Annotated in this window: 20 protein-coding genes and 1 pseudogene; 10 read left to right on the top strand and 11 right to left on the bottom strand. The window is 68.7% G+C overall.

Going from position 1 to position 26,542, the window contains the following annotated elements; genetic code table 11:
* From BCO18175_RS25765 to BCO18175_RS25755, 3 genes and pseudogenes are all read right to left on the bottom strand, one after another.
* A pseudogene (locus BCO18175_RS25765) lies at window positions 1-584 on the bottom strand (beta strand repeat-containing protein); the annotation flags it as partial.
* Window positions 585-1,080: 496 nt separating this feature from the next.
* The gene (locus BCO18175_RS25760; RefSeq protein ID WP_174985319.1) at window positions 1,081-2,325 is read right to left on the bottom strand and encodes an NAD(P)/FAD-dependent oxidoreductase; all 1,245 of its coding nucleotides are present in this window, start codon (window positions 2,323-2,325) and stop codon (window positions 1,081-1,083) included.
* 68 nt (window positions 2,326-2,393) lie between these two features.
* A complete protein-coding gene (locus BCO18175_RS25755; RefSeq protein ID WP_174985317.1) occupies window positions 2,394-3,173 on the bottom strand; it encodes an ABC transporter substrate-binding protein in 780 nt (259 codons plus the stop codon).
* A 379-nt stretch (window positions 3,174-3,552) separates the two neighbouring features.
* Here BCO18175_RS25755 and BCO18175_RS25750 point away from each other — a divergent pair, with 379 nt between their 5' ends.
* The 5 genes from BCO18175_RS25750 to BCO18175_RS25730 all read left to right on the top strand — a co-directional run bounded on the left by BCO18175_RS25750 (window position 3,553) and on the right by BCO18175_RS25730 (window position 8,930).
* Window positions 3,553-4,515: an ornithine cyclodeaminase family protein gene (locus BCO18175_RS25750; protein ID WP_174985315.1), complete on the top strand. Its 963-nt coding sequence runs from the start codon at window positions 3,553-3,555 to the stop codon at window positions 4,513-4,515.
* Window positions 4,512-5,306 (top strand): helix-turn-helix transcriptional regulator, encoded by a 795-nt coding sequence (locus tag BCO18175_RS25745; protein ID WP_174913128.1) that lies wholly within the window; start codon window positions 4,512-4,514, stop codon window positions 5,304-5,306. The genes BCO18175_RS25750 and BCO18175_RS25745 overlap by 4 nt, the downstream gene beginning before the upstream one ends.
* A gap of 207 nt (window positions 5,307-5,513) precedes the next feature.
* The gene (locus BCO18175_RS25740) at window positions 5,514-6,245 is read left to right on the top strand and encodes a DsbA family oxidoreductase (protein ID WP_174985313.1); all 732 of its coding nucleotides are present in this window, start codon (window positions 5,514-5,516) and stop codon (window positions 6,243-6,245) included.
* Window positions 6,246-6,381: 136 nt separating this feature from the next.
* On the top strand, window positions 6,382-7,821 hold the full coding sequence (locus tag BCO18175_RS25735) for a DHA2 family efflux MFS transporter permease subunit (RefSeq protein WP_174985311.1): 1,440 nt from the start codon (window positions 6,382-6,384) through the stop codon (window positions 7,819-7,821).
* A 320-nt stretch (window positions 7,822-8,141) separates the two neighbouring features.
* Complete coding sequence (locus BCO18175_RS25730; protein ID WP_174913137.1) at window positions 8,142-8,930, top strand: sulfite exporter TauE/SafE family protein; 789 nt, start codon at window positions 8,142-8,144, stop codon at window positions 8,928-8,930.
* A 158-nt stretch (window positions 8,931-9,088) separates the two neighbouring features.
* Here BCO18175_RS25730 and BCO18175_RS25725 read toward each other — a convergent pair whose 3' ends face one another.
* The 3 genes from BCO18175_RS25725 to BCO18175_RS25715 all read right to left on the bottom strand — a co-directional run bounded on the left by BCO18175_RS25725 (window position 9,089) and on the right by BCO18175_RS25715 (window position 14,134).
* A complete protein-coding gene (locus tag BCO18175_RS25725) occupies window positions 9,089-10,930 on the bottom strand; it encodes a S10 family peptidase (RefSeq protein WP_174985309.1) in 1,842 nt (613 codons plus the stop codon).
* A gap of 611 nt (window positions 10,931-11,541) precedes the next feature.
* The gene (locus BCO18175_RS25720; protein ID WP_174985307.1) at window positions 11,542-13,632 is read right to left on the bottom strand and encodes a D-(-)-3-hydroxybutyrate oligomer hydrolase; all 2,091 of its coding nucleotides are present in this window, start codon (window positions 13,630-13,632) and stop codon (window positions 11,542-11,544) included.
* 136 nt (window positions 13,633-13,768) lie between these two features.
* The gene (locus tag BCO18175_RS25715; protein ID WP_122944612.1) at window positions 13,769-14,134 is read right to left on the bottom strand and encodes a BON domain-containing protein; all 366 of its coding nucleotides are present in this window, start codon (window positions 14,132-14,134) and stop codon (window positions 13,769-13,771) included.
* Window positions 14,135-14,572: 438 nt separating this feature from the next.
* Here BCO18175_RS25715 and BCO18175_RS25710 point away from each other — a divergent pair, with 438 nt between their 5' ends.
* The 3 genes from BCO18175_RS25710 (at window position 14,573) to BCO18175_RS25700 (ending at window position 17,746) form a co-directional block, all read left to right on the top strand.
* Window positions 14,573-15,997, top strand: coding sequence for a TAXI family TRAP transporter solute-binding subunit (locus BCO18175_RS25710; RefSeq protein ID WP_174985305.1), 1,425 nt, complete (start codon window positions 14,573-14,575; stop codon window positions 15,995-15,997).
* Between the two features lie 94 nt (window positions 15,998-16,091).
* Entirely contained in the window at window positions 16,092-16,730 is a 639-nt protein-coding gene (locus tag BCO18175_RS25705) for a 2-hydroxychromene-2-carboxylate isomerase (protein ID WP_174913149.1), read from the top strand.
* Between the two features lie 68 nt (window positions 16,731-16,798).
* Complete coding sequence (locus BCO18175_RS25700) at window positions 16,799-17,746, top strand: LysR family transcriptional regulator (protein WP_174985303.1); 948 nt, start codon at window positions 16,799-16,801, stop codon at window positions 17,744-17,746.
* 34 nt (window positions 17,747-17,780) lie between these two features.
* On the opposite strand, the gene BCO18175_RS25695 is transcribed toward BCO18175_RS25700, so the two are convergent.
* The 4 genes from BCO18175_RS25695 to xdhA form a co-directional block, all read right to left on the bottom strand.
* The gene (locus tag BCO18175_RS25695; RefSeq protein ID WP_174985301.1) at window positions 17,781-18,182 is read right to left on the bottom strand and encodes a nuclear transport factor 2 family protein; all 402 of its coding nucleotides are present in this window, start codon (window positions 18,180-18,182) and stop codon (window positions 17,781-17,783) included.
* 88 nt (window positions 18,183-18,270) lie between these two features.
* On the bottom strand, window positions 18,271-18,888 hold the full coding sequence (xdhC, locus tag BCO18175_RS25690; RefSeq protein ID WP_174913158.1) for a xanthine dehydrogenase accessory protein XdhC: 618 nt from the start codon (window positions 18,886-18,888) through the stop codon (window positions 18,271-18,273).
* 84 nt (window positions 18,889-18,972) lie between these two features.
* Window positions 18,973-21,327, bottom strand: coding sequence for a xanthine dehydrogenase molybdopterin binding subunit (xdhB, locus tag BCO18175_RS25685; RefSeq protein ID WP_174985299.1), 2,355 nt, complete (start codon window positions 21,325-21,327; stop codon window positions 18,973-18,975).
* An 18-nt stretch (window positions 21,328-21,345) separates the two neighbouring features.
* Complete coding sequence (xdhA, locus tag BCO18175_RS25680) at window positions 21,346-22,890, bottom strand: xanthine dehydrogenase small subunit (protein WP_174985297.1); 1,545 nt, start codon at window positions 22,888-22,890, stop codon at window positions 21,346-21,348.
* 338 nt (window positions 22,891-23,228) lie between these two features.
* Between xdhA and BCO18175_RS25675 the strand changes: the two genes are divergently transcribed.
* Window positions 23,229-24,443, top strand: a complete 1,215-nt coding sequence (locus tag BCO18175_RS25675; RefSeq protein ID WP_174939401.1) for an MFS transporter — start codon at window positions 23,229-23,231, stop codon at window positions 24,441-24,443.
* 123 nt (window positions 24,444-24,566) lie between these two features.
* Here the strand turns inward: BCO18175_RS25675 and BCO18175_RS25670 are convergent, their stop codons facing one another.
* The gene (locus tag BCO18175_RS25670) at window positions 24,567-25,457 is read right to left on the bottom strand and encodes a DMT family transporter (protein WP_174985295.1); all 891 of its coding nucleotides are present in this window, start codon (window positions 25,455-25,457) and stop codon (window positions 24,567-24,569) included.
* 137 nt (window positions 25,458-25,594) lie between these two features.
* Between BCO18175_RS25670 and BCO18175_RS25665 the strand changes: the two genes are divergently transcribed.
* Window positions 25,595-26,530 (top strand): AraC family transcriptional regulator, encoded by a 936-nt coding sequence (locus BCO18175_RS25665; protein ID WP_174968418.1) that lies wholly within the window; start codon window positions 25,595-25,597, stop codon window positions 26,528-26,530.
* The last annotated feature ends 12 nt before the right edge of the window (window positions 26,531-26,542 follow it).

Genomic DNA, 26,542 nt, shown 5'->3' with positions numbered 1-26,542 from the left:
CCCAGTGCGCCCGTGACCGTGCCGAGTGCACCCGTCAACGCACCAGCAGGGTTGCCACCGCCTAGCGCGCCCGTCACCTGATTGACGACACCTTGAACCGGCGCCAGCGGATTCGACCCGCCGCCGACATTACCCAGTGCACCCGTTACCGTGCCAACCGCATTGCTCAACGCACCCGTCGCCGTATTCAGCGCACCGGTCAACGCACCCGCCGGGTTGCCGCCGCTCAGCGCCCCCGTCACCTGATTCACCACACCCTGAACCGGCGCGAGCGGCTGCACCGTGCCGCCGCCACCGCCGAGTGCGCCCGTCACCGCCCCCACGGCGCCCGACAGCACCTGGCCGGGATCGCCAAGCGACGTCTGGATCGCGCCCGCTCCGCCTGCCGCCACGGTGACCGAGCCCAGCGGCGACGTACCCGTCGCGACCAACCCGACCGACACGCTGTTCGTCGGCGGGTTGACGATCACTTGCGGGATCGGAAGCGTATCAAGGGCTCCCGCCATCGCGGAACCCGAAGCCAGTACCCCGAACACCGTCGCGACCGACAGCGCTACACCCGTCAATTTCAGATTGTGTCCCATCTTTATTTTCCCCATCTCGGTTGGCACAACGTTGATAAAGCATGGGGACGGATTGCACGAAGTGTGCCAATTCGAAAAAATGGATTGATTCGTCTGCCTATTGACGAGCAATAACGCTTTTTTAATCGGTTTCAGACGAAATGCACGGCTCCGGCGCCGCAATCATCTGACAAAAAAGGCCGACGGAACGCCGATGTAACGTAACGTTTGCGAGCCCCGTGGTAACGTGTTCCGGTACATTCCACGTAACATCGGAACACCCCGCCGCGACGCTGCGCTACACCATCACAAGCGGCTGCCGATTACGCATTTCATCAATATGAAAATGCATTGAAAAATCGCTGATTTGCTGATTTTCTTTATTTCGCGATTATCTTTCTTGCCGATTACGCAGATCATTTCCGATTGCGTGATTTCCGATAATTCGGATAGCAGACTGAAACATTGTGAAGGCGGCCGCGCCCCCGGCGCGCGCGACGCAGCGCGCGCCGCCGGATCAGCCGAAGCGCGCGGGCCGGTACGGATGGGGATCGATATAGGTCGGCGCGCCCGTCATCATTTCGGCGAGCAGGCGCCCGGTCGCGGGGCCGAGCGTGAGCCCGTGGTGACAATGGCCGAACGCGAACCACAGGTTGCGATGGCGCGGCGCGGGCCCGATCACCGGGCGCATGTCGGGCGTGCATGGCCGCATCCCGAGCCACGGTTCGGGATCGAGCCGCTCACCGATGCCGAACGCGTCGCGTGCCAGCGGCTCGGCGCGCGCGAGCTGCACGCCGGTCGGCGGTGCGCCGCGCAGCGCGATCTCGACGCCGGTCGTGAGCCGCAGGCGGCCGCCTTCCATCGGCGCGACGACGAAACCTTCCTCGGTATCGCACACGGGCACGTTCAACGGCGCGCGCGTGGGCCGGTAGTGCATGTGGTAGCCGCGCTTCGCGCGCAGCGGAATCCGGTAGCCAAGCGGCTCAAAGACGTGATCGGACCACGGCCCGAGCGCAACCACGGCCGAGCGCGCCGAGATCGGCCCGTGCTCGGTACCGACTTGCCAGCCGTCATCCACGTGCACGAGCGTCCGGGCATCGCCGAGCGCGAACGTGCCACCGTCGCGCTCGAACAGCCGCGCATAGGCCTTGGTCAGCCCGCCCGGGCTCGACACGGTCTTCGGGTCCTGCCAGTGGAATGCGCCGCAGAACGCGTCGCTGACGCCGGGCTCGCGCGCACGCAGCGCACGTGCATCGAGCACGGTCATCCGCAGCCCGTGCGCGTCGGCCACGCGCTGCTGCGCGCGTGCTTCCGCGTCGAACAGCACGGGCGAACGGAACGCCTCGATCCACCCGCCGTCGTGCACGAGCGGCTGCGCATCGGTGCGCGCGAGCAGCGCGTCATGCTCGACCACGCTCGCCGCGACGAGCGGCAGCAGGTCACGCGCGGCGGCGGCCAGCCGCTGCGGCGACGATTCGCGCCAGAAGCGCGCGAGCCAGCCCGCATAAGCGGGCAGCGCGCGATAGTCCCAATAGAGATCGACCGAGCGGTTGCGCGCATAGCGCAGCAGCGTGCCGAGCCGGCGCGGAAACGCATACGGCACGACCGACGAGCGCTCGATCAGCCCCGCATTGCCGTGGCTCGTTTCCTCGCCGGGCGCGCGCCGGTCGACGAGCGCGACGCGCAGCCCGCGATCCTGCAGATGCAGCGCCGACGACACGCCGACGATGCCGGCCCCCAGAACGATGACGTCGAAATCCATGGTTCCCCGTACTGCGTCGAGATTCGATGCGACACGCGCCGGCGCGGCGGCCGGCGCGCAGGCAGTGGTTACTTCGCGACGATGTCGCGCTTGAAATACTTCTGCGACAGCGCGCTGAGCGTGCCGTCCTTCTTCAGCGCGTCGAGCGCGCCGACGATCTTCGCCTGCAGCGCCTTGTCGTTCTTGCGCATCCCGAAGCCCGTTCCCTCGCCGAGCGTCGCCGGATCCTTCAGCGGCTCGCCGACGATCTGGTAGTCGCGGCCGGCCGGCTTGTCGAGGAAACCGTCCTGCGCGGTCTGCGCTTCCTGCACGGCCGCGTCGAGACGCCCCGCGACGAGATCGGCGTAGATCTGGTCCTGATCCTGGTACGACACGACGGCCACACCCGCATTGGCCCAGTGCGCCTTCAGGAAATCCTCCTGCGACGAGCCCTGCAGCACGCCGACGTGCTTGCCGCGCAGGCTCGCGACGTCGGGCCGCAGCGGCGAGCCGTGCTTGGCGATCATCACGATCGGCACCACGTAGATCGCCGGCGTGAAGTCGATGCTCTGCCGGCGCTTCGACGTGATGTTCATCGCGGAGTTGATCGCGTCGAACTTGCGCGCCTGCAGCGCCGGAATCAGGCCGTCGAACGAATTCTCGACCCACACGCACTTCATGTTCAGCTTCGCGCACACCGCGTTGCCGATGTCGACGTCGAAACCCTGCAGCTGGCCGGCCGGCGTCTTGCTTTCGAACGGCGGATAGGCGGCTTCGATCCCGAAGCGCAACGTGGTCTGTTCCGCATGGGCCGTGACGGCCGCGCAGGCAAGCGCCGCGGCGGCGCAGAGGGAGAGCTTCCAGTTCATGACGGTCCTTCCGTTCTGGATTGAGGCGATGAGGATCGGTACACGACGGCCCCGGCCGGGCGCCGGATCGGTATTCGAAGCAGGCGGCCGCCACGCGGCGACGCGTCGTGTCCTGCACGCGAAATATAGACTCAAAGTCTACTATAGACTATAGGGGATACGAGAATCGTGCCCCGATAGACGACGTCGAACATTCGCCGAATGCCCGGAATACCCTTGATTTCACGGTGTTTTTTCAAAACCGCGCAGCGACACGAAGTCTAAAAAAGAAAAATTCTCCCGATTTCGTTTGTCTATATTAGACTTTTCGTCCATCACGAACACTGCCGGACACCGTCGATCGAGACTGTCCCGTCCGGCCCCGACCGGAGATGTCCCCATGACGCAAACCGCCCCGACCCTGCCGCTGACCGTCGACGAAGCCGCGGTGCGCGCGGCCCTGCCGTCGCTCGACGTGCTCGGCACGCTGCGCAGCATGTTCGCGTCGCTCGCCGCGACGCGCGCGGTGCAGCCGCCGCAAACGCTCACGCTGTTTCCCGACCAGGCCGGCGACTTCATCACATATCTCGGCGCGCTCGCCGACGCGCAGGTGTTCGGCGCGAAGCTGTCGCCGTATGTCGTGACGGGCGGCAAGCCCATCGTCACCGCCTGGACCGCGCTGATGTCGATGCGCACGGGCCAGCCGCTGATGTGGTGCGACGCGGGCCTGCTGACCGTCGAGCGCACGGCAGGCACGACCGCACTCGCGGTCGACTGCCTCGCGCCGCGTGACGCGCGCCATCTCGCGATCGTCGGCGCGGGCGCGGTCGGCCTCGCGCACCTGCGGCACACGGCGGGATTGCGCGACTGGGAAACGATCCGCGTGTACTCGCCCGCACTCGCCGGCGACGCCGCGCAACAGGCGACGCTCGCGCAGCTCGATCCGCGCGCCCGCGCCGCGGCGAGCGTCGAAGCCTGCGTGCGCGACGCGGACGTCGTGATGCTGTGCACGTCGTCGGGCACGCCCGTGCTCGGCGACGGGATGCTCACGCGCCCCGCGCTCGTCACGTCGATCAGCACGAACGTCGCGCGCGCGCACGAGATCCCGCCCGCGTGGCTGCCGGACATGGACGTGTACTGCGACTACCGGCAAACGACGCCCGCGAGCGCCGGCGAGATGCAGATCGCGGCGGCCGAGCACGGTTGGGATGCCTCGCGGATCGCCGGCGACCTGCCCGCGCTCGTCGCCGGCACCTGCCCGGCACCGTCGTACGCCCGTCACGCATTCTTCCGATCGATCGGCCTCGGGCTCGAGGACATCGCGATCGCGCACGCGCTGTACACGCACCTGACGCACGCATGAGCGGCACGCGCACGCGGGGCCGATACAATGGCGCAACCGCCGCGGCGGCCGCGCGCGGGCGCACGGGCATGCCGGCCAACGGTGCGCCGGCACGCCGGCCCGATGCGCTGCCCGGCCCCCGCCCACCCGAGATGGCGAACCCGATGCGCAAGAAGAAATCCCCCGTCAAAGACCTGCTGCTCACCCGCTATGCGCCGATCGCCGACGGTATCGCCGCGCTGTTCTTCCCGTACGCGGAAGTCGTGATCCACGACCTGCACGACCAGACGGTGCTGTATCTCGCGAACAACCTGTCGAAGCGCGAGGTCGGCGACGATTCCGCGCTCGACGAAATCGATCATTCCGCGCGCGAGCGCGTGATCGGCCCGTACGAGAAGCTGAACTGGGACGGCCGGCGGATGCGCTGCGTGAGCAACGTGCTGTTCGACGACGAAGGCCGCCCGGCCGGGATGATGTGCATCAACTTCAACATCGCGGTGTTCGACGAAGTGCGCGCGACGCTCGACCTGTTCATCAAGGGCGCGGGCGTCGTCGCGCAGCCGGACGAGCTGTTCCGCGACGACTGGCAGGAGCGCATCAACACGTTCCTGCACGGCTGGCTGCGCGAGCGGCAGGTCGGACTGAACGGGCTCACGCGCGAGCACCGGCGCGAACTCGTCGAAGCGCTTTACGCGGAGGGCGCGTTTCGCGGCAAGAGCGCGGCGAACTACGTCGCGAACGTGCTCGGAATGGGCCGCGCAACGGTTTACAAGCACCTCAAGCATCTGAAGGAAACGCAGGGCGACGCGTAAGCGAACCACCCCGCGGGCCGCTGCGCCGGAACGGCCGGCGGCGGCCGGCATCGGCAATCGCTATCGGGACGCCACTTCCGTGTCTATGCTTCGTGATACGCCGGGCGCCCGTTTCACATGGCCGCATGGCCGCCCGGCCAGGACAAAGCGCCGAAGCACAAAATGATATAGTCCCGGTTACATTTTTTTTGCTGCCCGGAACCGCCCATGACGACCGCTCCCGCCCCGACTGCCCGCCCGACCCTGACCGTCGAAATCTGGTCCGACCTGATCTGCCCGTGGTGCTGGATCGGCAAGCGCCGCTTCGACGAGGCGCTCGCCGCGTTCGCGCATGCCGACCGCGTGGACGTCGCGCTGCGCGCGTACCGGCTGATGCCCGGCCAGCCCGTCGAGCCGGTCGAGGCGATGCTCGCCGGCAAGTACCGGATGTCGCCCGCGCAGGTCGACCAGATGCTGCGCCAGGTCACCGACGCGGCCGCGAGCGTCGGGCTGCGCTACGACCTGCCGGGCACGCTCGTTGGCGACACGCTCGACGGCCACCGGCTCGTGAAGCTCGCGGAAGCGACGGGCCGCGCGCACACGCTAACCGAACGGCTGTACCGCGCGTATTTCTGCGAGCACGGCTCGTTGTTCGATCACGCCGAGCTGACCGAATTCGCGGTCGAAGCCGGGCTCGAGCGCTCGGCCGTCGAAGCCGTGCTGCGCAGCGGCCTGTACCGCGACGAAGTCGAAGCCGACGCCGCCCGCGCCGCGCAGATCGGCGGCCGTGGCGTGCCGCTGTTCGTATTCGGCGGCCGCTATGCGGTGTCGGGCGCGCAGCCGGCCGACGCGTTCGCGCAGGCGCTCGACCAGGCCTGGCGCGACGGCATCGTCGAACTCGACGGCGGCGACGCGGCCGCCTGCGGCCCCGACGGCTGCGAACTGCCGGCGCGCTCGTAACACCCGTCGTATCCATCGCGCGCGTCCGGCCCGGACGCGCGACTACGCTTCACTGCTGCCACAAACCGGCAGGAAGCCCGTGCGGACGGGGTCTACAATGCATCCTTTCAAATAACTATCAGAAGGCTGCAAGCCCATGACCCACGGGATCCACGGCGAGAAGCGCTGGTACGCGCTGATCGTTCTCTGCCTCGGCGTGCTGATGATCGTGCTCGACAGCACGATCGTGAACGTTGCGCTGCCGTCGATCAGCACCGACCTCCATTTCACCGAGACGGCTCTCGTATGGGTCGTCAACGCTTACCTGCTGACGTTCGGCGGCTGCCTGCTGCTCGGCGGCCGGCTCGGCGACCTGTACGGCCAGCGGCGTATGTTCCTCGCCGGCCTCGTCGTCTTCACGCTCGCGTCGCTCGCGTGCGGCCTCGCGCAATCGCAGGCGATGCTGATCGCCGCGCGCGCGGTGCAGGGGCTCGGCGGCGCGGTCGTATCGGCCGTGTCGCTGTCGCTGATCATGAATCTCTTCACCGAGCCCGGCGAGCGCGCCCGCGCGATGGGCGTGTACGGCTTCGTCTGCGCGGGCGGCGGCAGCATCGGCGTGCTGCTCGGCGGGTTGCTGACGAGCTCGCTGTCGTGGCACTGGATCTTCCTCGTCAACCTGCCGATCGGCATCGCGGTCTATGCGATGTGCGTCGCGCTGCTGCCGCGCCTGCGCGCGCCGGCCGGCAACGCGCGGCTCGACGTCGCGGGTGCGATCACCGTGACCGCGTCGCTGATGCTGGCCGTCTACGGGATCGTCGGCGGCAACGAAGCCGGCTGGCTGTCGACGCAGACCGTCGCGCTGATCGGCGCGGCCGTCGCGCTGCTCGCACTGTTCATCGCAATCGAGGCACGCGCCGCGCATCCGCTGATGCCGCTCACGCTGTTCGCCGCGCGCAACGTCGCGCTCGCGAACGTGATCGGCGTGCTGTGGGCGGCCGCGATGTTCGCGTGGTTCTTCCTGTCCGCGCTGTACATGCAGCGCGTGCTCGGCTACGGGCCGCTGCAGGTCGGTCTCGCGTTCCTGCCGGCGAACCTGATCATGGCCGCGTTCTCGCTCGGGCTGTCCGCGCGCATCGTGATGCGCTTCGGCATCCGCGGCCCGATCGCGGCCGGCCTGCTGATCGCGGCGTGCGGCCTTGCGCTGTTCTCGCGCGCGCCGGTCGACGGCGGCTTCGTCTGGCACGTGCTGCCCGGGATGACGCTGCTCGGCATCGGCGCGGGCGTCGCGTTCAACCCGATGCTGCTCGCCGCGATGAACGACGTCGATCCGGCCGATTCCGGGCTCGCGTCGGGGATCGTCAACACCGCGTTCATGATGGGCGGCGCGCTCGGTCTCGCCGTGCTCGCAAGCCTCGCCGCCGCCCGCACCGACGCGCTCGCGGCAGCGAATGCCGCGCCGCTCGACGCACTGAACGGCGGCTACCATGCGGCCTTCGCGTTCGGCGCGGCGTTCGCCGCCGCCGCCGCGCTGATCGGCCTCGCGCTGCGCATCCGGCGTCAGGGCGCGGTCGAAGGCGTCGGCCCCGCGATGCACTGACCGGGGGCCGGCGGCGTCCGGCGCCACCATCGAACCAGGGCGCGCACAGTCGCGCCCTTTTTTATGCGTGCCGGGCCCGGCGCATGCCCCCCGTCACCCGGCTTTCGGGCAACTCGCCGCGACGGGGCCGGCCAGCGCGCCCCGCTCCGCTCAAACGCCTGTTTTACTTCCATCCGGTTGCCCACCGCCGCACGGGCCTTCCCGACGGATTTTTAACGCAGTCGTACACCGACGCCCTACTTTTGCGACAATGGCGGACTTTGATCCACGCGCCGCCGCCGAACGCCGCATATCCGTCGCCGCATAACCGCCTGCTTCCGATGTCGCTTCCCCATATCGATCTGCTGTACTCGTTGTCCGGCCTGTTCGTCGGCATCCTCGTCGGCCTGACGGGCGTTGGCGGTGGTTCGTTGATGACGCCGATCCTCGTGCTGCTGTTCGGCGTCCACCCGGCAACGGCGGTCGGTACCGACCTGCTGTACGCGGCCGCGACCAAGGCCACCGGCACGCTCGTCCACGGCCTGAAGGGTTCGATCGACTGGCGCATCACGGGCCGGCTCGCGGCGGGCAGCGTCCCGGCCGCGGCCGTCACGCTGTGGTGGCTGCATACACACGGGATGAATACGCCGGGTACTGCGCGGATGATCCAGCTCGTGCTCGGCGTCGCGCTGCTGCTCACGTCGCTCGCGCTGATCTTCCGGCCGCAGCTCACTGCGCTCGCCGCACGCAACCCGCTCGCGCCGAGCCCCGCGCGCACGCTGTGGTCGACCGTGCTGACGGGCGCCGTGCTCGGCGTGCTCGTATCGATGACGTCGGTCGGCGCCGGCGCGATCGGCGTGACCGTGCTCCTGCTGCTGTATCCGATGCTCGCGACGACCCGCATCGTCGGCTCCGACATCGCACACGCGGTGCCGCTCACGCTCGTCGCGGGCATGGGCCACTGGCTGCTCGGCTCGGTCGACTGGTCGATGCTGCTGTCGCTGCTGCTCGGCTCGCTGCCCGGCATCGTGATCGGCAGCCTGCTGTCGGCGCGCGCGCCCGAACGGCTGCTGCGCAACCTGCTCGCCTCGACGCTCGTCGCGGTCGGCATCCGGCTCGTGCTGGCATAGCACGGGGCGCGAACACCCTGTCCTCGACGGTATGACGCCCTTTCCCGGCCGGTGCATGACGCGCCGGCCCATCGCCCGCCCCCAATGAAAAACAGCCCGACCGGCCTGCGCCGATCGGGCTGTCGTCCATCCGGGGCGGCGCGCGCCGCCCGCGGCGCTTACTGCCCCTGCTGCTGCAGCTTCTGCTGCTTGAGCTGCTGCGTGCGCGCCTGCAGCTTCAGCACGCGCTGCAGTGCGGTGCGGTTCGCGAGGATGCCGTCGTAGAAGTTGGCGAGATCGCCCTTCAGCGCGGTCCGCGACGCGTCGTTCAGGTAGATCATGTGGCCCGACGGGTAGTTCTTGATCGTCAGGTTCTGCGCCTTGAGCGTCGGGTCGAGCGGCATCTGCGCGAGCGTCAGCTCCGTCTGGTGGAACGGCGTGACGGCGTCGAAATAGCCGTTTGCCGACAGCACCTTCAGGTCCGGGTTCACGCTCATCGTCGACGCCAGGTCGCCGGCCGTGTACAGCGTATTGCCGCCGCCCTTGTTCGCGCCCGTCGGGTCCGTGTGGCTGAAGTCCCAGTTGTTGAAGACCTGGTCGTTCAGGTCCACGAACGACGACGTCGACGTGTACTTGAGGTCGGTGTTGATGTAGCTGTTCCACAGCACCGTGTACGCGCCGCCGACGTTCGTGATCGACGGATCGTTGCTGCCCGAGTTCGGCAGGATGTACGGCGCGATGCCCTTGCCCGTGAAGTTCGCGCGACCGTCGTACTGGCCGATCTGCGTGCCCGGCACGAGCGTCAGGAAGAACGTGTACGGCGGGTTGTCGTCCGACGACGGCACGTTGCCGAGCGCGGCCGGGTTACCGAACGTCTGGATCAGCGACGTCGGATCCGTACCGATGTACGAGCCCATCTGCTGCGCGGTCTGCAGGTTCAGGTTCAGCCGCACGTTCACGAAGCCGCCGTCCTGCGGGTTCGGCTTCTGCGCGAGCGGCGCGAGCGTGTTGTCCGCATAGTTGCGGGCCTGGACCATGTACGCGTCGAGATCGGTCGGCGTCGGGTTCAGCGTCGTCTTCTTCCAGTAGAACGCGTCGGCCGCGAGCGTCGGGAACGTGCCCGGCGCGGACAGCGCGTTCGCGTAGTCGAGGATCGACGACTGCAGCGTGATCCCGTTCAGGTCGATGCCGTCCTCATGCAGCACCCACGACACGACCGCGCTGCGCGCGGTGCCGTACGACTCGCCGTACAGGAACTTCGGCGAATTCCAGCGCGAGTACTTGGTCAGGTAGCGCTGGATGAAGCGGTCGATCGAGCGGGCGTCCTGGTCGGTGCCCCAGAAGTCCTTGTTCTTCGCCGGGGCGATCGCCGCCGAGTAACCGGTGCCGACCGGGTTGATGAACACGAGGTCGGTGCGGTCGAGCAGGCTGTCCGGGTTGTCGAGCAGCTTGTACGGCGCGGGCGGCGTGAAGTTCGGGAACGACGACTGCAGGCGCTTCGGCCCGTACGAGCCGAGCAGCAGGTAGACCGACGACGAGCCGGGGCCGCCGTTGTAGAAGAACGTAACCGGGCGCGGCTTCGACGGGTCCGGATTGTCCTGCGTGTACGCGACGTAGAACATCTTCGCGTTCGGCGCCGACGTGACCGGGTCGATCGTCGTCAGGTGGCCCGTGGTGGCCGTGTACTTGATGCTCTTGCCGCCGATCGTGACGGTACGGTGCACGACGGCCGCCCCTTCCGTTGAATCCGTGACCGCGTCGTTCGGCCCGGTGCCGTACACGTCGTTGTCGACGTACGGCTGGTCGGCCGCTGCGGCCGTTGCGTTGGTGTTGGCCGACGTGCTGCTGCTGGCGCCGGCCGACGTCGCGGCGGCGGCTGCGGCCGAAGCGGCCGGGCTCGGCCCGTCGTCGCCGCCGCACCCCGTGACGAGCAGCGCTGCGGCCGCGGCGGCTGCGAGCGGCACGCTCAGTGTCGTTCCGAATAGCGCGAAACCGTCTTTCAAGGACTTCCGTGTCGTCATTATTGCCTCTCGAACAGAACGATAAATACCGCCGGTCGCAAAGGATCATTTGCGCCGGCGCTCCGCACCGGGAATGCATTCGTTATGCGACGCACTCCGAGTTTTTTACCGGATCGGCGAATACCGACCGGCATGATTTACCCCACCCATATTTTTGCGACTGCACAATGGAATCAATTCCATTGCGAACGACAATTCAATAATCCGCAGCAATACGAATTCATTCCGCGAATTTGCATACGCACAAAATCGACAGCAAAAACACGCCCCGCAAGGCCCGCCCAACAAGGGCGCCTCGCTTCGAACAGACGAACAATCCCCCTCGGCGAGATGCCGATTAATCGCAAAACGGCGACCAATCGCGACTCGAGCCGATTTAATAAAATCGAAAGGATCGATTAACTAAACGGAAAGGAATATCTCTTATCTGTAATTTATTAAATTAAGTGAAAATACCGGCGCATATTATGGTTCTGATTTACCGCCGTAAAGTAACAATTTGTTACTGCGCTCGTCATTCGAATAAAAGGCGGCACGGGACCGATTCCACGCCACCAAAAGAAAAAGCCGGACGACTGTCCGGCTTCGTGAGGGCGACGCGGCGGGCGCCGTCAGAGCGGCACGTCGATCGCGCCGGCGCCAACCGTGATCGCATTCGCGCCCGGAGCGGCCGAGATCGGCGGCAGGTTCGCACTCGTCAGCGCGGGCGCGGCGCCCGGCGTGCCGCCGCGCGGCACCGTGCGGATCACCTGCGACGGCGGCAGCGGCGCGCCGTTCTTCAGGTGCTTCCACATCAGGTTCAGCGCCTGCAGGTTGTAGTAATGAACCGGCACGAAGCGCGTGTCGAAGCCCGGCACCGGCAGGAACGCGTCGAAGTGCTGGCCGTTCGTCACCTCGTAGAACACGAGCTGGCTGCGCCCGCTTTCGCTGATGCCGTTCTGCGCGACGTACGCACGCGATGCGTGGTTCACGGGCACGAGCGCGTCGCTGCGGCCCTGCACGATGATTGCCGGCTTGCCCTGCAGGTTCGCGTTCACGCGCACCGCGTCGACGTTCGCGGGCATCCCTAGCATCCCGTTCGTCCACAGCTGGCGCAGGCACAGCGCGCCCGCGAAGCTCGCATCGGGTGTCGCGAGCCGGTGATCGACGCCCGCGCCCGTGTTGAACACGAGGTCGATGCCGGCCGTCGGCGGCACGCCGTTGCCGACGCCGAACACGGCCGGCATCGGCGACGTGGCGGGTGCGGCGACGGCGCCCGTCGCCGGGTTCGTCGTCGCGAAGCTGAAGTTGCACAGGTTGTCGGTGACGCGCGAGCGCGTGTACGCGTTCGCATACGTGACCGCGATCGCCGGAATCGCCTGCGAATCCCACATCGGCGCCTGCAGCAGGTCGGAATCGGCGAGGTAGCCGGCCGCATGGAGCTGCGCGAGCGCGTCGGCGGCCTGGCTTTGCGTATCGGCCCCCGACACGAGCCCGGCCGCGGCGAGCGTCGCGCAGCGCTGCGTGCGGATCGACTGCGTGGTCGCCAGCGGCAGCGCGCTCAGGTACGGCGCGCCGGCGAGCGACGCCGACGCGGCCGCGCACGGCTCCAGCAGGTTCGCGAGCGTCGCGTAGTCGGCCAGCGGCCGGCCGAACGACGGCACGGGCTGGCCGCCCGAGCGCACGACGGCGTTCGGCGCCATCCGCACGTTGATCTGCGGTTCGCCGACCACGACCGCGGTGATCCAGCCGCGGTTGTCCTGCTCGGCCGCCGCGAGCGATGCGCCGCCGCCGTTGCTGACCGACGCGGCGATCGTCGTGATGTCGCCCGCGCGATAGCGCACGCCGTGATGCGAGCCGTCGATCAGCGGTCCGAACTGCTCGTTGAGCGCCCAGTACGCGAACTCGACCGACTGCAGCGTCACGCGCCCCCAGTCCTGCTCGGGATTCTGCTGCGAATGCGCGTGCTTGAACGCATAGCGGTTCGGGAAGCGGGAATTGAACGCGGCGAGATCGCCGCTGGTGACGTTCGCGGTGAACAGGCTCGCGGTGCCGGCCAGCACCGCGTTGGCGAGCGTGCCGTCGATCAGCGTGACGGTATCCGACATGAGCTCGTGCGCGCCGTTGCCGCCGCCCTTGTCGTTGTAGGCCACCGCGCAGCCGCGCTTAAGCGCCCATTCGCCGGCCGCGGAAATCGCACCGTACACACCGCGCGAGCCCGACGACGTCGCGGTGACGATGCAAGGCTGCGCGGGATTGAAGCTGGCGGGCACCTGCACGAGCAGCGTGACGTTCTTGCTGCCGCTGCCGTCGTCGGAGTACGCGAGATATTCGGTGCCGGGAATCTTGCCCTGGCCGAGCGTGTCGTTGCCGTCGAGGTCGACGTTCGGCCCCCAGAAGCGGCCGTAGCCACCGTTCGCGCTCATGTCGACGATCGCGCGGTAGTTCGACCAGATCGCGAGGCGGCGCAGCTCGGCGCTCGTCGGCCGGGCGGCATTCGCGAAGCCGGGGGCGGTCGCCGAGCCGAGGCCCGTCTTGCCGAGGCCGGCCGTCAGCAGGTCGTCGCTCGCGCCGTCATAAGCGGTCGTGCGCACGCTGCCGGACACGAAACCGGGCAACCGGTTGCGCTCGGCCGAATCGTCGCCGTTGCAGGCGCCGAGTATCGTGACCGCGGCCAGCGCCGCGCCGAAAACCATCCGCCTGCCCCACCCGAGCCTCGTCATCGCCGCCCTCTCGATATCGTTATCGGTCCGCCGCCGCTTCGTGCGGCTTGCGGCCTCTCAAGCGCAAACGGGCCCCGGCATGCCGGGGCCCGCCTGAAAACGGGCGCACGCGGCGCTTGCGCGCCGCCGCCCGGCATCACTGCTGCTGAACCGTCAGCTTGTTCGCGACCGACGTCACGCCCTTCACGCCCTTGGCTGCAGCTTCGGCCTTGTCGATCTGGTCCTGGGCCGGCATCGTGCCTTCCAGCGTGATCGCGCCACCCTTCGAACGCACGACGAGGTTCGACACGTTCACGCCGGATTCCTTCGAAATCGCCTTGCGCACCGCGTAGCCGAGCTTGCGGTTCGCCTTCTTCGCGGTTTTCGCGGCGGCCTTCGGCGCGCTGGTCGCAGCCGCGGGCGCTTCCGTTGCCGCTGCATCGCTCGACTGCGCATACACGCTGCCCGACAGACAGGCCGCCACGGCGGCGACGCCCAACGCTCTCAACACGATCGACTTCATGCTATCTCCTTATCACTCCGGAACGGCCGTGCACAGTACGGCCGGATACCCCCAAAAACAGCCGGCCCGCGCGCGAACGGGCGGGACAGCCGGTGTTTTCCACGGCGATACGAGAGAGGCGAGACGGGCTGGCGGCCGGCGCACGCGAAAGCGGGCCGGCCGGGCCGGACAGCCGCCGGCCGGACGCGCCCGGTCTGATTGCGTGCCGGGTCGCGCGCGAATCGGGCGCGGCTGCGTCGCACAATGTAATCCAGCGCCCGCGGAAGCGCAAAGCTTTTGACGCGGGGCCGCCCGCCACTGTCGCCGCGGTGCCGCGCCAGGCCGCCCCACTCGCGCATGCAACGCGAAACCGGGTACCATCGCCGCGAGAATCGGCATCGTCCATGACAACCGTCCGACCGTCACCGATACGTCACGCCAGCGTCATCCGCCGCCCCCATGAAGCCAGCCCGCCCTCGCCCGCCTCGCCGCATCCTCGCCCGCTTCGTCGCGGTGTCGTGGCGCGACCTCGCACTGTCGATCGGCCCCACCGTGCTGCTCGCCGTCGCGGCCGTCTGGGTCGCGGTCAAGCTGATCCAGCCGGCGCCGCCGTCCACGCTCGTGATCTCGTCCGGGCCGCCCGGCAGCACGTACTGGAACGCCGCGCAGAAATACAAGACGATCCTCGCGAAGAACGGCGTCACGCTCGACGTCCAATCGTCCGAAGGGTCCGCCCAGAACCTCGCGCGGCTGTCGAACCCGAACGCGCCGGTCGACGTCGGCTTCGTGCAGAGCGGCATCGGCCCGAAGGAGCGCGACGAACACCTCGTGTCGCTCGGCAGCATCGGCTACGTGCCGCTCGCGATCATGTACCGCGGTCCGGTCGTCGCGCGCCTGTCCGACTTCAAGGGCAAGCGGCTCGCGCTCGGCGCGGAAGGCAGCGGCGCGCGCGAGCTGAGCCTCGCGTTGCTGAAGATGAACGGCATCGTGCCGGGCGGCTCGACCGAGCTGCTGCCGACCGCCGGCGAGGACGCGGCCGCCGCGCTGCTCGACGGCAAGATCGACGCGGCGTTCCTGTCCGGCGACTCGACGCAGATCCCGGTGATGGCGAAGCTGTTCCGCGCGCCGGGCGTGCACGTGTATTCGTTCACGCAGGCCGAGGCGTACGCGCGGCGCTTTCCGTACCTGACCGCGATCACGCTGCCGATGGGCGTCTACGATCTCGGCCAGAACCTGCCGCCCGCCGACATCCACACGGTCGCGCCGACCATCGAGCTCGTCGCGCGCGACTCGCTGCACCCCGCGCTGTCCGACCTGCTGATCGAGGCCGCGCGCGAAGTGCACGGCCACGCGACGATCCTGCAGCACGCGGGTGAATTCCCGTCGCCCGTCACGCGCGGCTTCCAGCTCTCCGACGACGCCGCGCGCTACTACAAATCGGGCAAGACCTTCCTGTACCGACGGCTGCCGTTCTGGGTCGCGAGCCTCGTCGACCGGCTGCTCGTCGTGGTCGTCCCGCTGATCGTCGTGCTGATCCCGGGGCTGCGGCTCGTGCCATCGCTGTACGGCTGGCGCGTGCGCTCGCGCATCTATCGCTGGTACGGCGCGCTGATCGCGCTCGAGCGCAGCGCGCTCGGCGAACACACGGCCGAGGAGCGCGTGCAGCTGCTCGACGAGCTCGACGACATCGAGGAAGCCGTGAACCGGATGAAGATGCCGCTGGCCTATGCCGGGCAGTTCTACGTGCTGCGCGAGCACATCGGCTTCGTACGCGAACGGCTCACCGCGCACGACCATGACACGCCGGCCGGCACGCCGGGCGCACGTGCCGAGGCCGCACCGCCGGCCGGCACGCCCCCTCGGGCGACTCCCGGTTCCGCGTAAGCGGACGATCCGCGATCATTGCCGCATGCGCGCGCCGCCGCGTAACATGGAGGCCGCCGCCGGGCGCCGCACGCCCTACCCTCTGGAGATCGCCATGACAACCGGCCTCGACACTGCCCAACCCGCCTGGTTCTACGACTTCGTGTCGCCGTTCTCCTACCTGTTGCTCGAACAGCTCGACAAATGGCCGGACGTGCCGTTCGAGCCCGTCGCGGTGTCGCTGCCCGACCTGCAGCGCCACTGGGGGCAACGCTCGAGCGCCGACGTGCCGGCCAAGCGCGTGTTCACGTACCGTCACGCGCTGTTTCGCGCCGAGCAGCTCGGCATCCGCTTCAAGATGCCGCCCGCCCATCCGTTCGATTCCGACAAGGTGTTGCGCCTCGCGATCGCGCTGCGCGCCGACATCGCGACCGTGCTGGAAATGTTCCGCTTCATCTGGCACGACGGCAACGATCCGTCGACGCCGGACGGGTTCGCCGCATTGTGCGAACGCGTCGGCGTCGGGCACGGCGACGAGCTGATCGAGTTCGAGGAGACGAGCGCGCAGTTGCGCCGCAACACCGACGACGCGATCGCGCTCGGCGTGTTCGGCGTGCCGACGTTCTGGATGAACCAGCAGCTGTTCTGGGGCGAGGACGCGCTGCCGATGGTGCTGTACTGCGCGCGCACGCCGAACTGGCTCGAATCGCGCGAGGTCAACCGGATCAGCACGCTGCCGAAGGGTCGTGCGTGATGGCCGGTATCACGCACGGCAACGCGCGGCTGCGGTAAGGTTACGCTTCACCCGAATCACCCCCTACGATGGAAGACGACGACCGTACCGCCTCGCTCGATATCTGGCTCGTGCGCGTGTTGCGCACGCTGCTGCTCGAGCGCAGCGTCACGCAGGCCGCGCTGCGGCTGAACCAGACCCAGCCCGCGATCAGCACCGCGCTGCGCAAGCTGCGCGAAACGCTGAACGACCCGATCCTCGTGCGCGGCAAATCCGGGATGGTGCCGACCGAATACGGCGCGTCGCTGCTCGAGGCCGCGCAGCGCGCGCTGCGCGAGGTCGACTTCATCGCGACGCCGCACGGCGACTTCGATCCGTCGTCCGCTCGGCGCACGTTCCGCGTCGCCGCGCCCGACTACCTGAACGATTTCTTCATGCCGACGCTGATCGAGCGCTTTCGCGACGCGGCGCCGCATGCGCACCTGGAAATCGATTCGCTGAATCCCGCGCTCGACCACGCGGGCGCGCTCGAATCGGGCGCGCTCGATCTCGTGATCGGCAACTGGCCGAAGCCCGACCCGCAGTTCGCGCGCCAGGACCTGTTCTCCGACACGATCGTGTGCCTGATGCGCGATGCGCACCCGCTCGCGCGCGTGCCGCTCACGCGCGAAGCGTACGCGTCGGCCGCGCACGTCGCGCCGACGCCGTACACCGGCGACAAGCGCAACGCGATCGAGATCGGCCTCGCTCGCGCGCGCCTCACGCGGCGCATCGTGACGACGCTGCCGTACTTCGGGATCGTGCCGCAGGTGCTGATGCAGTCGGACCTGATCTTCACGACGACGCGCCGCTTCGCGACGCACTATGCGCAGTTGCTGCCGCTCGTGGTCGTCACGCCGCCGGTGCCGTTCCCGCGCATCAAGAGCTACCTGCTCACGCATCCGCAGCCCGACCGCCCGACCGACATCGCGTGGCTGTGCGCGCTGATGCAGAGCGTGTCCGACGAGCTGACGGTTCCCCGCGGCCGCAAGCGCTGAGCCGCGGCGCAAGACGCGGCACGGCCGCTCGAGTTCAGGCCGTGCAGAAGGTTTCCTGCAGATGGGTCCAGCGCACGACACCCGCCGCGCCGCGCTCGAACACGGCGGTCGCGCGGCGCGCGGGCAGCTCGCCCGAGGCCGCGTGCTGCGCTTCGAGATAGGTGATCACCGCATGCGACGCGTCGGCCACGAGCACGCGGGTTTCCGACAGCGTGATGCGCAGCCCCGGCTTCGCGCCGGCGAGCTTCGCGAACAGCGCGCGCGTACCGTCGTGATCGACCTCGCGGCCGTCGGTCAGGATCATCGTGAATTCGGCGGAGAACGCGGCGAGCAGCGCGTCGAGCGCCTCGGGCGCGGTATCGACGCCGGACAGCCAGCGCTCGATGGCGAGGAGGCTCGTATCGAGCGTGGCGAGATAGACCTGGTGATCGGACATGGTGCGTACACGGTAAGGCGCGGCCCGGTGCCGCGCGTCGTCGTGCAGTGTATGCAAAAACGCGCGGCCGTGCGCTGGCCGCGCGGCGCTACCGCGCGCAGGACACGTCGTCGCGCGCGCGCCCCGCTGCGGCGGCCTTCGCGTCGGCCACCGGCATGCCCGAGCGCGCCTGCAGCAGCTCCGCGCACACGGCCACCGCGATCGCGCCCGGCGCCTTGTCGATGATGCCCGCGACGCCGATCGGGCACACCATCTCCACGAGCCGCGCCGGATCGACGCCGCGCGCGGCAAGCCGGCGCTCGAACTTCACCCGCTTGGTACGCGAGCCGATCATCCCGAAGTACGCGTAGTCGCGCCGCCGCATGATCTGCGCGGCGAGCGAGAAGTCGAGCGCGTGGTTGTGCGTCATCACGAGGAAGTACGCGCCGGGCGGCGCCGCGTCGACGACGGCCTCCGGCGTGTCGGTGGGCTCCGGCTGCACGTTCGGCGGACATTCGTCCGGGAACAGCTCGTCGCGCGTGTCGACCCACTGCACGACGCACGGCAGCGCGCCGAGCAGCGTCACCAGCGCGTGACCGACGTGCCCGGCGCCGAACAGCACGATGTGCATCGGCGCCGGCGTGCCGGTCGCGCGGTTGCGCTGGCCGGTGCCCGGCGCGAACGCCGGGGTCGACGCGGTGCGGAGCGAGCGTGCGGGGCCGTTCATGTCAGCCTCCGCCAGGCCGCCCCAAGGAGGCTGACCGCCCCCTCGGGGGGCATTGAACGAAGAGGGCGTGGGGGCCGTTTCATCTCAGCCTGCCTTCGCCGCACGCACCGCGCTGACCGCGCGCAGGATCGACTCGCCGGTCGCCGGCGCGTCGAGCGGCGGGTTCACCTTGTAGTCGCCGACCGCGGCCACCGCATCACGCACCGCGAAGAACACCGAGAACGGCAGCAGCAGCGGCGGCTCGCCGACGGCCTTCGAACGGTGGATGCTGTCCTCGACGTTGCGGTTCTTGAACAGCTGCACGTTGAATTCCGGCGGCGTGTCGTTCACCGTCGGGATCTTGTACGTGGACGGCGCATGCGTCATCAGCTTGCCGCCCTTGTTCCACCACAGCTCCTCGGTCGTGAGCCAGCCCATCCCCTGGATGAACGCGCCTTCGACCTGGCCGATGTCGAGCGCCGGGTTCAGCGACGCACCCACGTCGTGCAACGCATCGACGCGCAGCGTGCGCATCTCGCCCGTCAGCGTGTCGATCACGACTTCCGACACGGCCGCGCCGTACGAGTAGTAGTAGAACGGCCGCCCTTGCAGCTTCGACTGATCCCAGTACAGCTTCGGCGTCGCGTAGAAACCGTCGGACCACAGCTGCACGCGCGCGAGGTACGCCTTCGCGACCACTTCGCCGAACGGCACGCCGTTGCCGCCCACCCACACGAAGTCGTTGCCGAACTTCACGTCGGCCGCATCGACCTTGCCGTCGCCGAACTGCTTCGCCGCGAACACCGCGAGCCGCTCGCGCAACTGGCGCGCCGCATCCTGCGCGGCCTTGCCGTTCAGGTCCGAGCCCGTCGACGCAGCCGTCGCGGACGTGTTCGCGACCTTGCTGGTGTCGGTCGCCGTCACGCGAATCCGGCCGAAGCGGATGCCGAGCTCGTGCGCGACGACCTGCGCGACCTTCGTGTTGAGCCCCTGCCCCATCTCCGTGCCGCCGTGGTTCACGAGCACCGAGCCGTCAGTGTAGATGTGCACCAGCGCGCCGGCCTGGTTGAAGTGCGTGACGTTGAACGCAATGCCGAACTTCACCGGCGTGATCGCGATGCCCTTCTTCAGCACCGTGTTGCGCGCGTTGAATTCGCGCACGCCCGCGCGCCGCGCGCGGTAGTCGCTGGTCGCCTCGAGTTCGCCGAGCAGCTCCGGCAGCACGTTGTCCTCGACCGTCTGCCCGTACGGCGTGACGTTGCGTTCGGTCTTGCCGTACAGGTTCGCATAGCGGACGTCGAGCGGATCGCGATCGAGCGAGCGCGCGACGTCGTCGAGGATGTACTCGATCGCGAACGCGCCCTGCGGGCCCCCGAACCCGCGGAAGGCGGTGTTCGACTGCGTGTTGGTCTTGCCGCAGTAGCCTGCGATGTTCACGTCGCCCAGCCAGTACGCGTTGTCGAAGTGGCACACCGCGCGCGTCATCACCGGGCCGGACAGGTCGGCCGAGAAGCCGCAGCGCGACGTCATGTCGAGCGCCACGCCGTCGATGCGGCCGTCGTCGTCGTAGCCGACGTCGAAGCGGTAATGGAAGTCGTGCCGCTTGCCGGTGATCATCATGTCGTCGTCGCGGTCCGGACGCAGCTTCACCGGGCACAGCAGCTTCCATGCGGCGAGCGCCGCGCAGCACGCGAACAGGCCCGACTGCGATTCCTTGCCGCCGAACCCGCCGCCCATCCGGCGGCATTCGACGAGCACGTTGTGCGACGCGACGCCGAGCACGTGCGCGACGAGGTGCTGCATCTCGCTCGGGTGCTGCGTCGAGCAGTACACGTGCATCCCGTCGTCATCCTTCGGCACTGCGTATGCGATCTGCCCTTCGAGGTAGAACTGCTCCTGGCCGCCGAGCAGCATTTCGCCCGACTCGCGGTGCGGCGCGACGGCGAGCCGCGCGGCCGCGTCGCCGCGCGCGAGCTTCAGCGGCGGGATCACGTAGGTTTCGGCCGCGCGTGCTTCCTGCGCGGTGAGGATCGCCGGCAATTCCTCGTAGTCGACCTGGGCGCGGCGCGCGGCGAGCCGCGCGGTTTCATGCGACGTCGCGACGACGATGAACATCGGCTGGCCGACGAACTGCACGATGCCCTTCGCGAGCACCGGATCGTCGTGGATGATCGGGCCGCAATCGTTGACGCCCGGGATATCGTCGGCCGTGAACACGGCGACCACGCCCGGCGTCGCGCGCACCGCGTCGAAGTTCATCGACACGATCCGTGCGTGCGGCTTCGCCGACAGGCCGAGCGCCGCGTGCAGTGTGCCCGCGACAACCGGGATGTCGTCGGTGTAGGTGGCACGCCCGCTGACGTGCAGGTGCGCGGATTCGTGCGCGCGCGATACGTGGACCTGCGCGGCGTCGGCCTGCGGGTCGAGGGTGCTCAGGAACGGTTCTGCTTGCTGGTTCATGTTCGGTGTTCTCCGTCTTCAGACGCGCGCCGCGTCGGTGCCGACTTCGGCGGCCACTTCGCGCACATTCAGGGCTTGCGGCGGCAGCGGGTCGTGCGGGCGCGTCTCCAGCCAGAATCGGTACATCAGGTTCTTCGCGGTATCGAGGCGGTACGTGCTCGTCGCGCGCATGTCGGACAGCGGCTGGTAGTCGCGCTCGAGCGCCTGCATCGCGGCCTGCGCGGTGGCTTCGTGCCACTGCGCGCCGTCGAGCACGGCCTCCGTGTGCGTTGCACGCTTCGGCGTCGCGGCCATCCCGCCGAACGCGATGCGCGGCTCGCGGATCGTGTCGCCGTCCGCGATGAACGCGAACGCCGCGCACACGGCCGAGATGTCAGAGTCGAACCGCTTCGACAGCTTGTACGTGCGGAACTGCAGCTTCTCGCGCACGCCGGTGCGGGTCGGCACCTTCAGGCCGATGACGAATTCGTGCGGCGCCATGTCCTTCTGCTGATAGCCCGTGTAGAGCGCCTCGAGCGGCAGCTCGCGCACCGTGTCGCCGCCGCGCAGCACCACGCGCGCGCCGAGCGCGATCAGGCCCGGCATCGAATCGCCGATCGGCGAGCCGTTCGCGACGTTGCCGCCGATCGTGCCCGCGTTGCGGATCGGCAGCGACGCGAAGCGCTTCCACATCTCGGTCAGTTCGGGATACTGGCCGGCCAGCGCCGCATACGCCTTCTCGACCGTCACGCCCGCGCCGATCTCGATCCAGTCGCCGCGCTCCGCGAGACGCTGCAGTTCGGCGATCTGGCCGACGTAGATCAGGTCGTCGAGCCGGCGCATCTGCTTGGTGACCCACAGGCCGATGTCGGTGCTGCCCGCGAGAATGCGCGCGTCGGGCCGCTCGACCTTCAGCGCGGCCAGCGCGTCGAGCGTGCGCGGCGCCGCGAAGCGCGCGCCGTTGGTCGTCGCGTAGTCGAACGTCTCGTCGCGCTTGAGCGACGCGAGCGTGCGGGCCAGCGCGGCCGTGTCGACCGGGGCCGACGGCGACGGTGCATCGAACATCTGCACCGCCGCATCGACAATCGGGCGATAGCCGGTGCAGCGGCACAGGTTGCCGGTCAGCGCATCGGCGATCTCGGTACGCGTCGGCACGTCCTTCGCCTTCGCGCACGCGCTGCCGCAGCCTTCGTGGCCGTGCTTCTCGTACAGCGCCCACATCGACATCACGAAGCCGGGCGTGCAGAACCCGCATTGCGAACCGTGGCAGTCGACCATCGCCTGCTGCACCGGATGCAGCGCGCCGTCCGGCTGCCGCAGGTCCTCGACCGTCAGCAACGCCTTGCCGTCCAGCGTCGGCAGGAACTGGATGCATGCGTTGACGGCCTTGAACTCGACCGCGCCGGCGTCGGTCAGCTCGCCGACGACGACCGTGCACGCGCCGCAGTCGCCTTCCGCGCAGCCTTCCTTGGTGCCGGTGCAATGCGCGTCCTCGCGCAGGTATTGCAGCACGGTGCGGGTAACGTCCGCGCCGCTGACTTCGCGGATCGCGTGACGATGGTAGAAGCGGATCGGCTCACTCATGTCTCGATGGTTCTTCAAATGGGGGGCAAGGCGGCCCGCGCAGTGCGCTCGACCGACGTTTTTCTGACAGTTTGCACGCTATCACCATCAAATTCCGCAACCCATAGCCCATCACGCATGGGGCCCATATAACTGCCGCGATATGAGCGCCGGCGCGGCCTGGCGCCCTTTCCGCACGGTGCTCCGCCCACCATTTCGCAATGCCCCCGCCGATCCGCGGGCGACGAAATCGGGTCGCAATTAACTAAATGGTACCTGCGTGAAAACCGGTTCCATGGGAAAATCCCGATTCCCTTTTTCGCCGTCCTCCGTCCGTTTCGTTCATTCGTTCCGACCCCATGTCAACCGATTCCGCCACACCGCCGCGCAGCGGGTTCGCGGTCACGCTGCAAATCGTGTCCGTCGTCTGCTTCACGTTCATCTGCTACCTGACCATCGGCCTGCCGCTCGCGGTATTGCCGGGCTTCGTCCACGACGACCTCGGCTTTTCCGCGATCGTCGCGGGCGGTGCGATCAGCGTCCAGTATTTCGCGACGCTCGCATCGCGGCCGCTCGCCGGGCGCCTGGCCGATACGCTCGGCCCGAAGCAGACGGTGCTGCGCGGGCTGGTCGGTTGCGGCGTGTCGGGCGTGCTGCTGCTCGTCGCGCTGCTGCTCGCGCACTGGCCGGTCGCGAGCCTCGTGCTGCTGGTCGCGAGCCGGCTCGTGCTCGGCGTCGGCGAAAGCCTGTGCGGCACCGGCGCGATCCTGTGGGGCATCGGCCGGGTCGGCGTCACGCACAACGCGAAGGTGATCTCGTGGAACGGCATCGCGACCTACGGCGCGCTCGCGCTCGGCGCGCCGGTCGGCGTCGCGATCGCGCATACGCTGAATCCGGCGCTGATCGGCGTGATCGTGATCGCGCTCGCCGCGACCGGCTTCTACCTTGCGCGCCTGATCGCGTCCGTGCCGCTCGTGCACGGCGAGCGGATGTCGTACGCGAGCGTGTTCACGCGCGTGCTGCCGCACGGCCTCGGCCTCGCGCTCGGCTCGGCCGGCTTCGGCTCGATCGCGACCTTCGTCACGCTGTACTACGCGGCGCGCCACTGGCCGAACGCCGCGCTGTCGCTGACCGTGTTCGGCACGCTGTTCATCGGTGCGCGCCTGCTGTTCGCGAACACGATCAAGACCTACGGCGGCTTCCGCGTCGCGATCGTGTCGTTTGCGTTCGAATGCTCAGGCCTCGTGCTGCTGTGGCTCGCGCCCGTGCCGCACGTCGCGCTGATCGGCGCGGCGCTGACGGGCTTCGGCTTCGCGCTGATCTTCCCGGCGCTCGGCGTCGAGGCCGTCGCGCTCGTGCCGCCCGCGAGCCGCGGCGCGGCGCTGTCCGCGTACTCGGTGTTCCTCGACCTGTCGCTCGGCATCACGGGGCCGCTCGCCGGCTATGTCGCGGGTGCGTTCGGCTATCCGCAGGTGTTCCTGTTCGCGGCGGTGGCGGCTGCCGCGGGCGTCGCGCTGTCGATGGTGCTGTACCAGCGGCAGGCGCGGGTCGCGGGAAGCGGCGCGGCGGCCTGAACGCGCTGCTCGTTGCCTGGAAGCCGGTCGCGGAAAATTACGCTGCCGACACCCAAAAAGAAAACGCCCGCATCGCGCGGGCGTTTTTGTATCCGGGCGAAGCCGGTGCGGCGTGCAAGCCGGTCAGGCCGTCCGCAGAAACAACCGCCGCGTCAGGTCGAACGCGACCAGGTTGCCGGCCACCACCAGCAGCAGCCCGACCACCGCGAGCGGCGACCACTGGTAGCCCTCGAACACCGTCGACACGGCCAGCGCGACGATCGGGAACAGTACCGTGCAGTACGCGGCGCGCTCCGGCCCGATCCGGCCGACGAGGGTCAGATACGCGGTAAAGCCGATCACCGAGCCCGGCACGGCCAGGTAGACGAGCGCGCCGAGATAGCGCGGGCTCGTGTCGAGCATGAACGGCAATCCGGCCACCGCGCTGCCGACGGTCAGGATCGTCGCGCCGATCAGCATCGCCCAGCCATTGGTCACGAGCGGGTGCAGCCCCATCGACTGCATCCGGCTCGACAGCAGGTTGCCGGCCGAGAAACACATCGTGCCCGCGAACGCGATCGCGAGGCCCGTCCAGGTGGCGTGGTCGTCGAGATGGCCGGCCATCTGCTGCCAGAACAGGCACGCGATGCCGACCAGCCCGAGCAGCGCGCCGGCGATCGCCGACGGCCGCAGCGGACGGCCCATGAACAGCCGGCCGTTGATCGAGTTCAACAGCGGCGCCGTCGAGAAGATCACCGCGACGAGGCCGCTCGGCACGACCTGCTCCGCGTAGTAGAAGCACAGGAAGTTCAGGCAGAACAGCGCGAAGCCCTGCGCCAGGAGAAAGCGCCACGCTTCGCGCGGCGGGCGCACCGGCCGGCGCATCACGCGCAGCAGCGCGAACAGCACGGCGGCCGCGAGCCAGAAACGCCATGCGATCGACACGGGCGGCGGCACGGAGCCGAGCTGCCACTTGATCGCGATCCAGGTGGTGCCCCAGATCAGCACAGTGACGAAATAAAGCGACAGGTTCATGGCGGCAACGATCCGAAAAAACGGGTGAAACGGGATCCCGACTATGCCGCCGCCCGGCGCGCGCCGATTGTCCGGAATTGCGGTCTTTTTCGGGCCGCCGCACGCGACGGCGCGCGCCCGCTTATACTCGGCCCATCATGAGCCTCTCCCTTTCCGCGCCTCCCGTCGACCACCCCGCCGCCCTGGCTGGCGGCGATCTGCCGTTCGGCCTGCAGTCGGTCTGCCGCACGCTCGCCGACGCGAACGCGACGCTCGAGCGCTTCGCGTGGCTCGGCGACCATCTGGCGATCGCCGAATGGACACGGATCACCGACGAAAGCGAGACGGTCTACGAGCAGCCGGGCCACCACACGCTGTCGTGCTATCTCGACGGCGGCTACCGGACGGAGCGTCAGCGCGTGCCGCGCTACGGCGCGCCGAGCCTGCTGTGCGCGCTGCCGGGCGACCATGAATCGCGCTGGTGGGTGCGCGGCGAGATGCACTTCATCCACCTGTATTTCCTGCCGGAACACTTCACGCAGCGCGCGATCCGCGAACTCGACCGCGAGCCGCGCGAACTGAAGCTCGCCGACCGCACCTATTTCGAGGATGCGCGCGTCGCCACGCTGCTGCGTTCACTCGCGCTGGACGGCTGGGACGATGCCGACGAACGGCTGCGCGTGAACGAGACCGCGCACGAGGTGCTGAGCCTGCTGCTGCGCGGGCAGAGCACGCCCCGCACCGACACGTCGTTCCGCGGCGGGCTCGCGCCGGCCGTGCGCCGCCGCGTGCGCGACTACATCGACACGTACCTGACGCAACCGCTGACGCTCGGCGAACTCGCCGACGTCGCCGCGCTGTCCGAATACCACTTCTCGCGGATGTTCCGGCTGTCGTTCGGCCGGGCGCCGCACGCGTGGGTGGCCGAGCAACGGCTGGCGCGGGCGCGCGAGCTGCTGCGCACGACGGCGCTGCCGCTCGCGCAGATCGCGGCCGACTGCGGCTACGCGAACGCCGGCCACTTCAGCCATCGCTTTCGCGACGCGCACGGCACGACGCCGAATACGTACCGGCGTGCGATGCAGGGCCGCTGAGCGCGGCCCCCT

It is taken from the genome of Burkholderia lata (assembly GCF_902499335.1).
GTDB lineage: Bacteria > Pseudomonadota > Gammaproteobacteria > Burkholderiales > Burkholderiaceae > Burkholderia > Burkholderia lata_B.
Note: the sequence above shows the minus strand (reverse complement) of the source record. Positions and strands in the feature narration are given on the sequence as shown.

Coding starts and splice junctions, on each gene's coding strand:
- BCO18175_RS25695 (WP_174985301.1), bottom strand. CDS start 18,182: ATGTCCGATCACCAGGTCTATCTCGCCACGCTCGATACGAGCCTCCTC.
- BCO18175_RS25675 (WP_174939401.1), top strand. CDS start 23,229: ATGTCAACCGATTCCGCCACACCGCCGCGCAGCGGGTTCGCGGTCACG.
- BCO18175_RS25715 (WP_122944612.1), bottom strand. CDS start 14,134: ATGAAGTCGATCGTGTTGAGAGCGTTGGGCGTCGCCGCCGTGGCGGCC.
- xdhA (WP_174985297.1), bottom strand. CDS start 22,890: ATGAGTGAGCCGATCCGCTTCTACCATCGTCACGCGATCCGCGAAGTC.
- BCO18175_RS25710 (WP_174985305.1), top strand. CDS start 14,573: ATGAAGCCAGCCCGCCCTCGCCCGCCTCGCCGCATCCTCGCCCGCTTC.
- BCO18175_RS25740 (WP_174985313.1), top strand. CDS start 5,514: ATGACGACCGCTCCCGCCCCGACTGCCCGCCCGACCCTGACCGTCGAA.
- BCO18175_RS25720 (WP_174985307.1), bottom strand. CDS start 13,632: ATGACGAGGCTCGGGTGGGGCAGGCGGATGGTTTTCGGCGCGGCGCTG.
- BCO18175_RS25735 (WP_174985311.1), top strand. CDS start 6,382: ATGACCCACGGGATCCACGGCGAGAAGCGCTGGTACGCGCTGATCGTT.
- BCO18175_RS25705 (WP_174913149.1), top strand. CDS start 16,092: ATGACAACCGGCCTCGACACTGCCCAACCCGCCTGGTTCTACGACTTC.
- BCO18175_RS25730 (WP_174913137.1), top strand. CDS start 8,142: ATGTCGCTTCCCCATATCGATCTGCTGTACTCGTTGTCCGGCCTGTTC.
- BCO18175_RS25725 (WP_174985309.1), bottom strand. CDS start 10,930: ATGACGACACGGAAGTCCTTGAAAGACGGTTTCGCGCTATTCGGAACG.
- BCO18175_RS25745 (WP_174913128.1), top strand. CDS start 4,512: ATGAGCGGCACGCGCACGCGGGGCCGATACAATGGCGCAACCGCCGCG.
- xdhC (WP_174913158.1), bottom strand. CDS start 18,888: ATGAACGGCCCCGCACGCTCGCTCCGCACCGCGTCGACCCCGGCGTTC.
- BCO18175_RS25755 (WP_174985317.1), bottom strand. CDS start 3,173: ATGAACTGGAAGCTCTCCCTCTGCGCCGCCGCGGCGCTTGCCTGCGCG.
- BCO18175_RS25750 (WP_174985315.1), top strand. CDS start 3,553: ATGACGCAAACCGCCCCGACCCTGCCGCTGACCGTCGACGAAGCCGCG.
- xdhB (WP_174985299.1), bottom strand. CDS start 21,327: ATGAACCAGCAAGCAGAACCGTTCCTGAGCACCCTCGACCCGCAGGCC.
- BCO18175_RS25760 (WP_174985319.1), bottom strand. CDS start 2,325: ATGGATTTCGACGTCATCGTTCTGGGGGCCGGCATCGTCGGCGTGTCG.
- BCO18175_RS25665 (WP_174968418.1), top strand. CDS start 25,595: ATGAGCCTCTCCCTTTCCGCGCCTCCCGTCGACCACCCCGCCGCCCTG.
- BCO18175_RS25670 (WP_174985295.1), bottom strand. CDS start 25,457: ATGAACCTGTCGCTTTATTTCGTCACTGTGCTGATCTGGGGCACCACC.
- BCO18175_RS25700 (WP_174985303.1), top strand. CDS start 16,799: ATGGAAGACGACGACCGTACCGCCTCGCTCGATATCTGGCTCGTGCGC.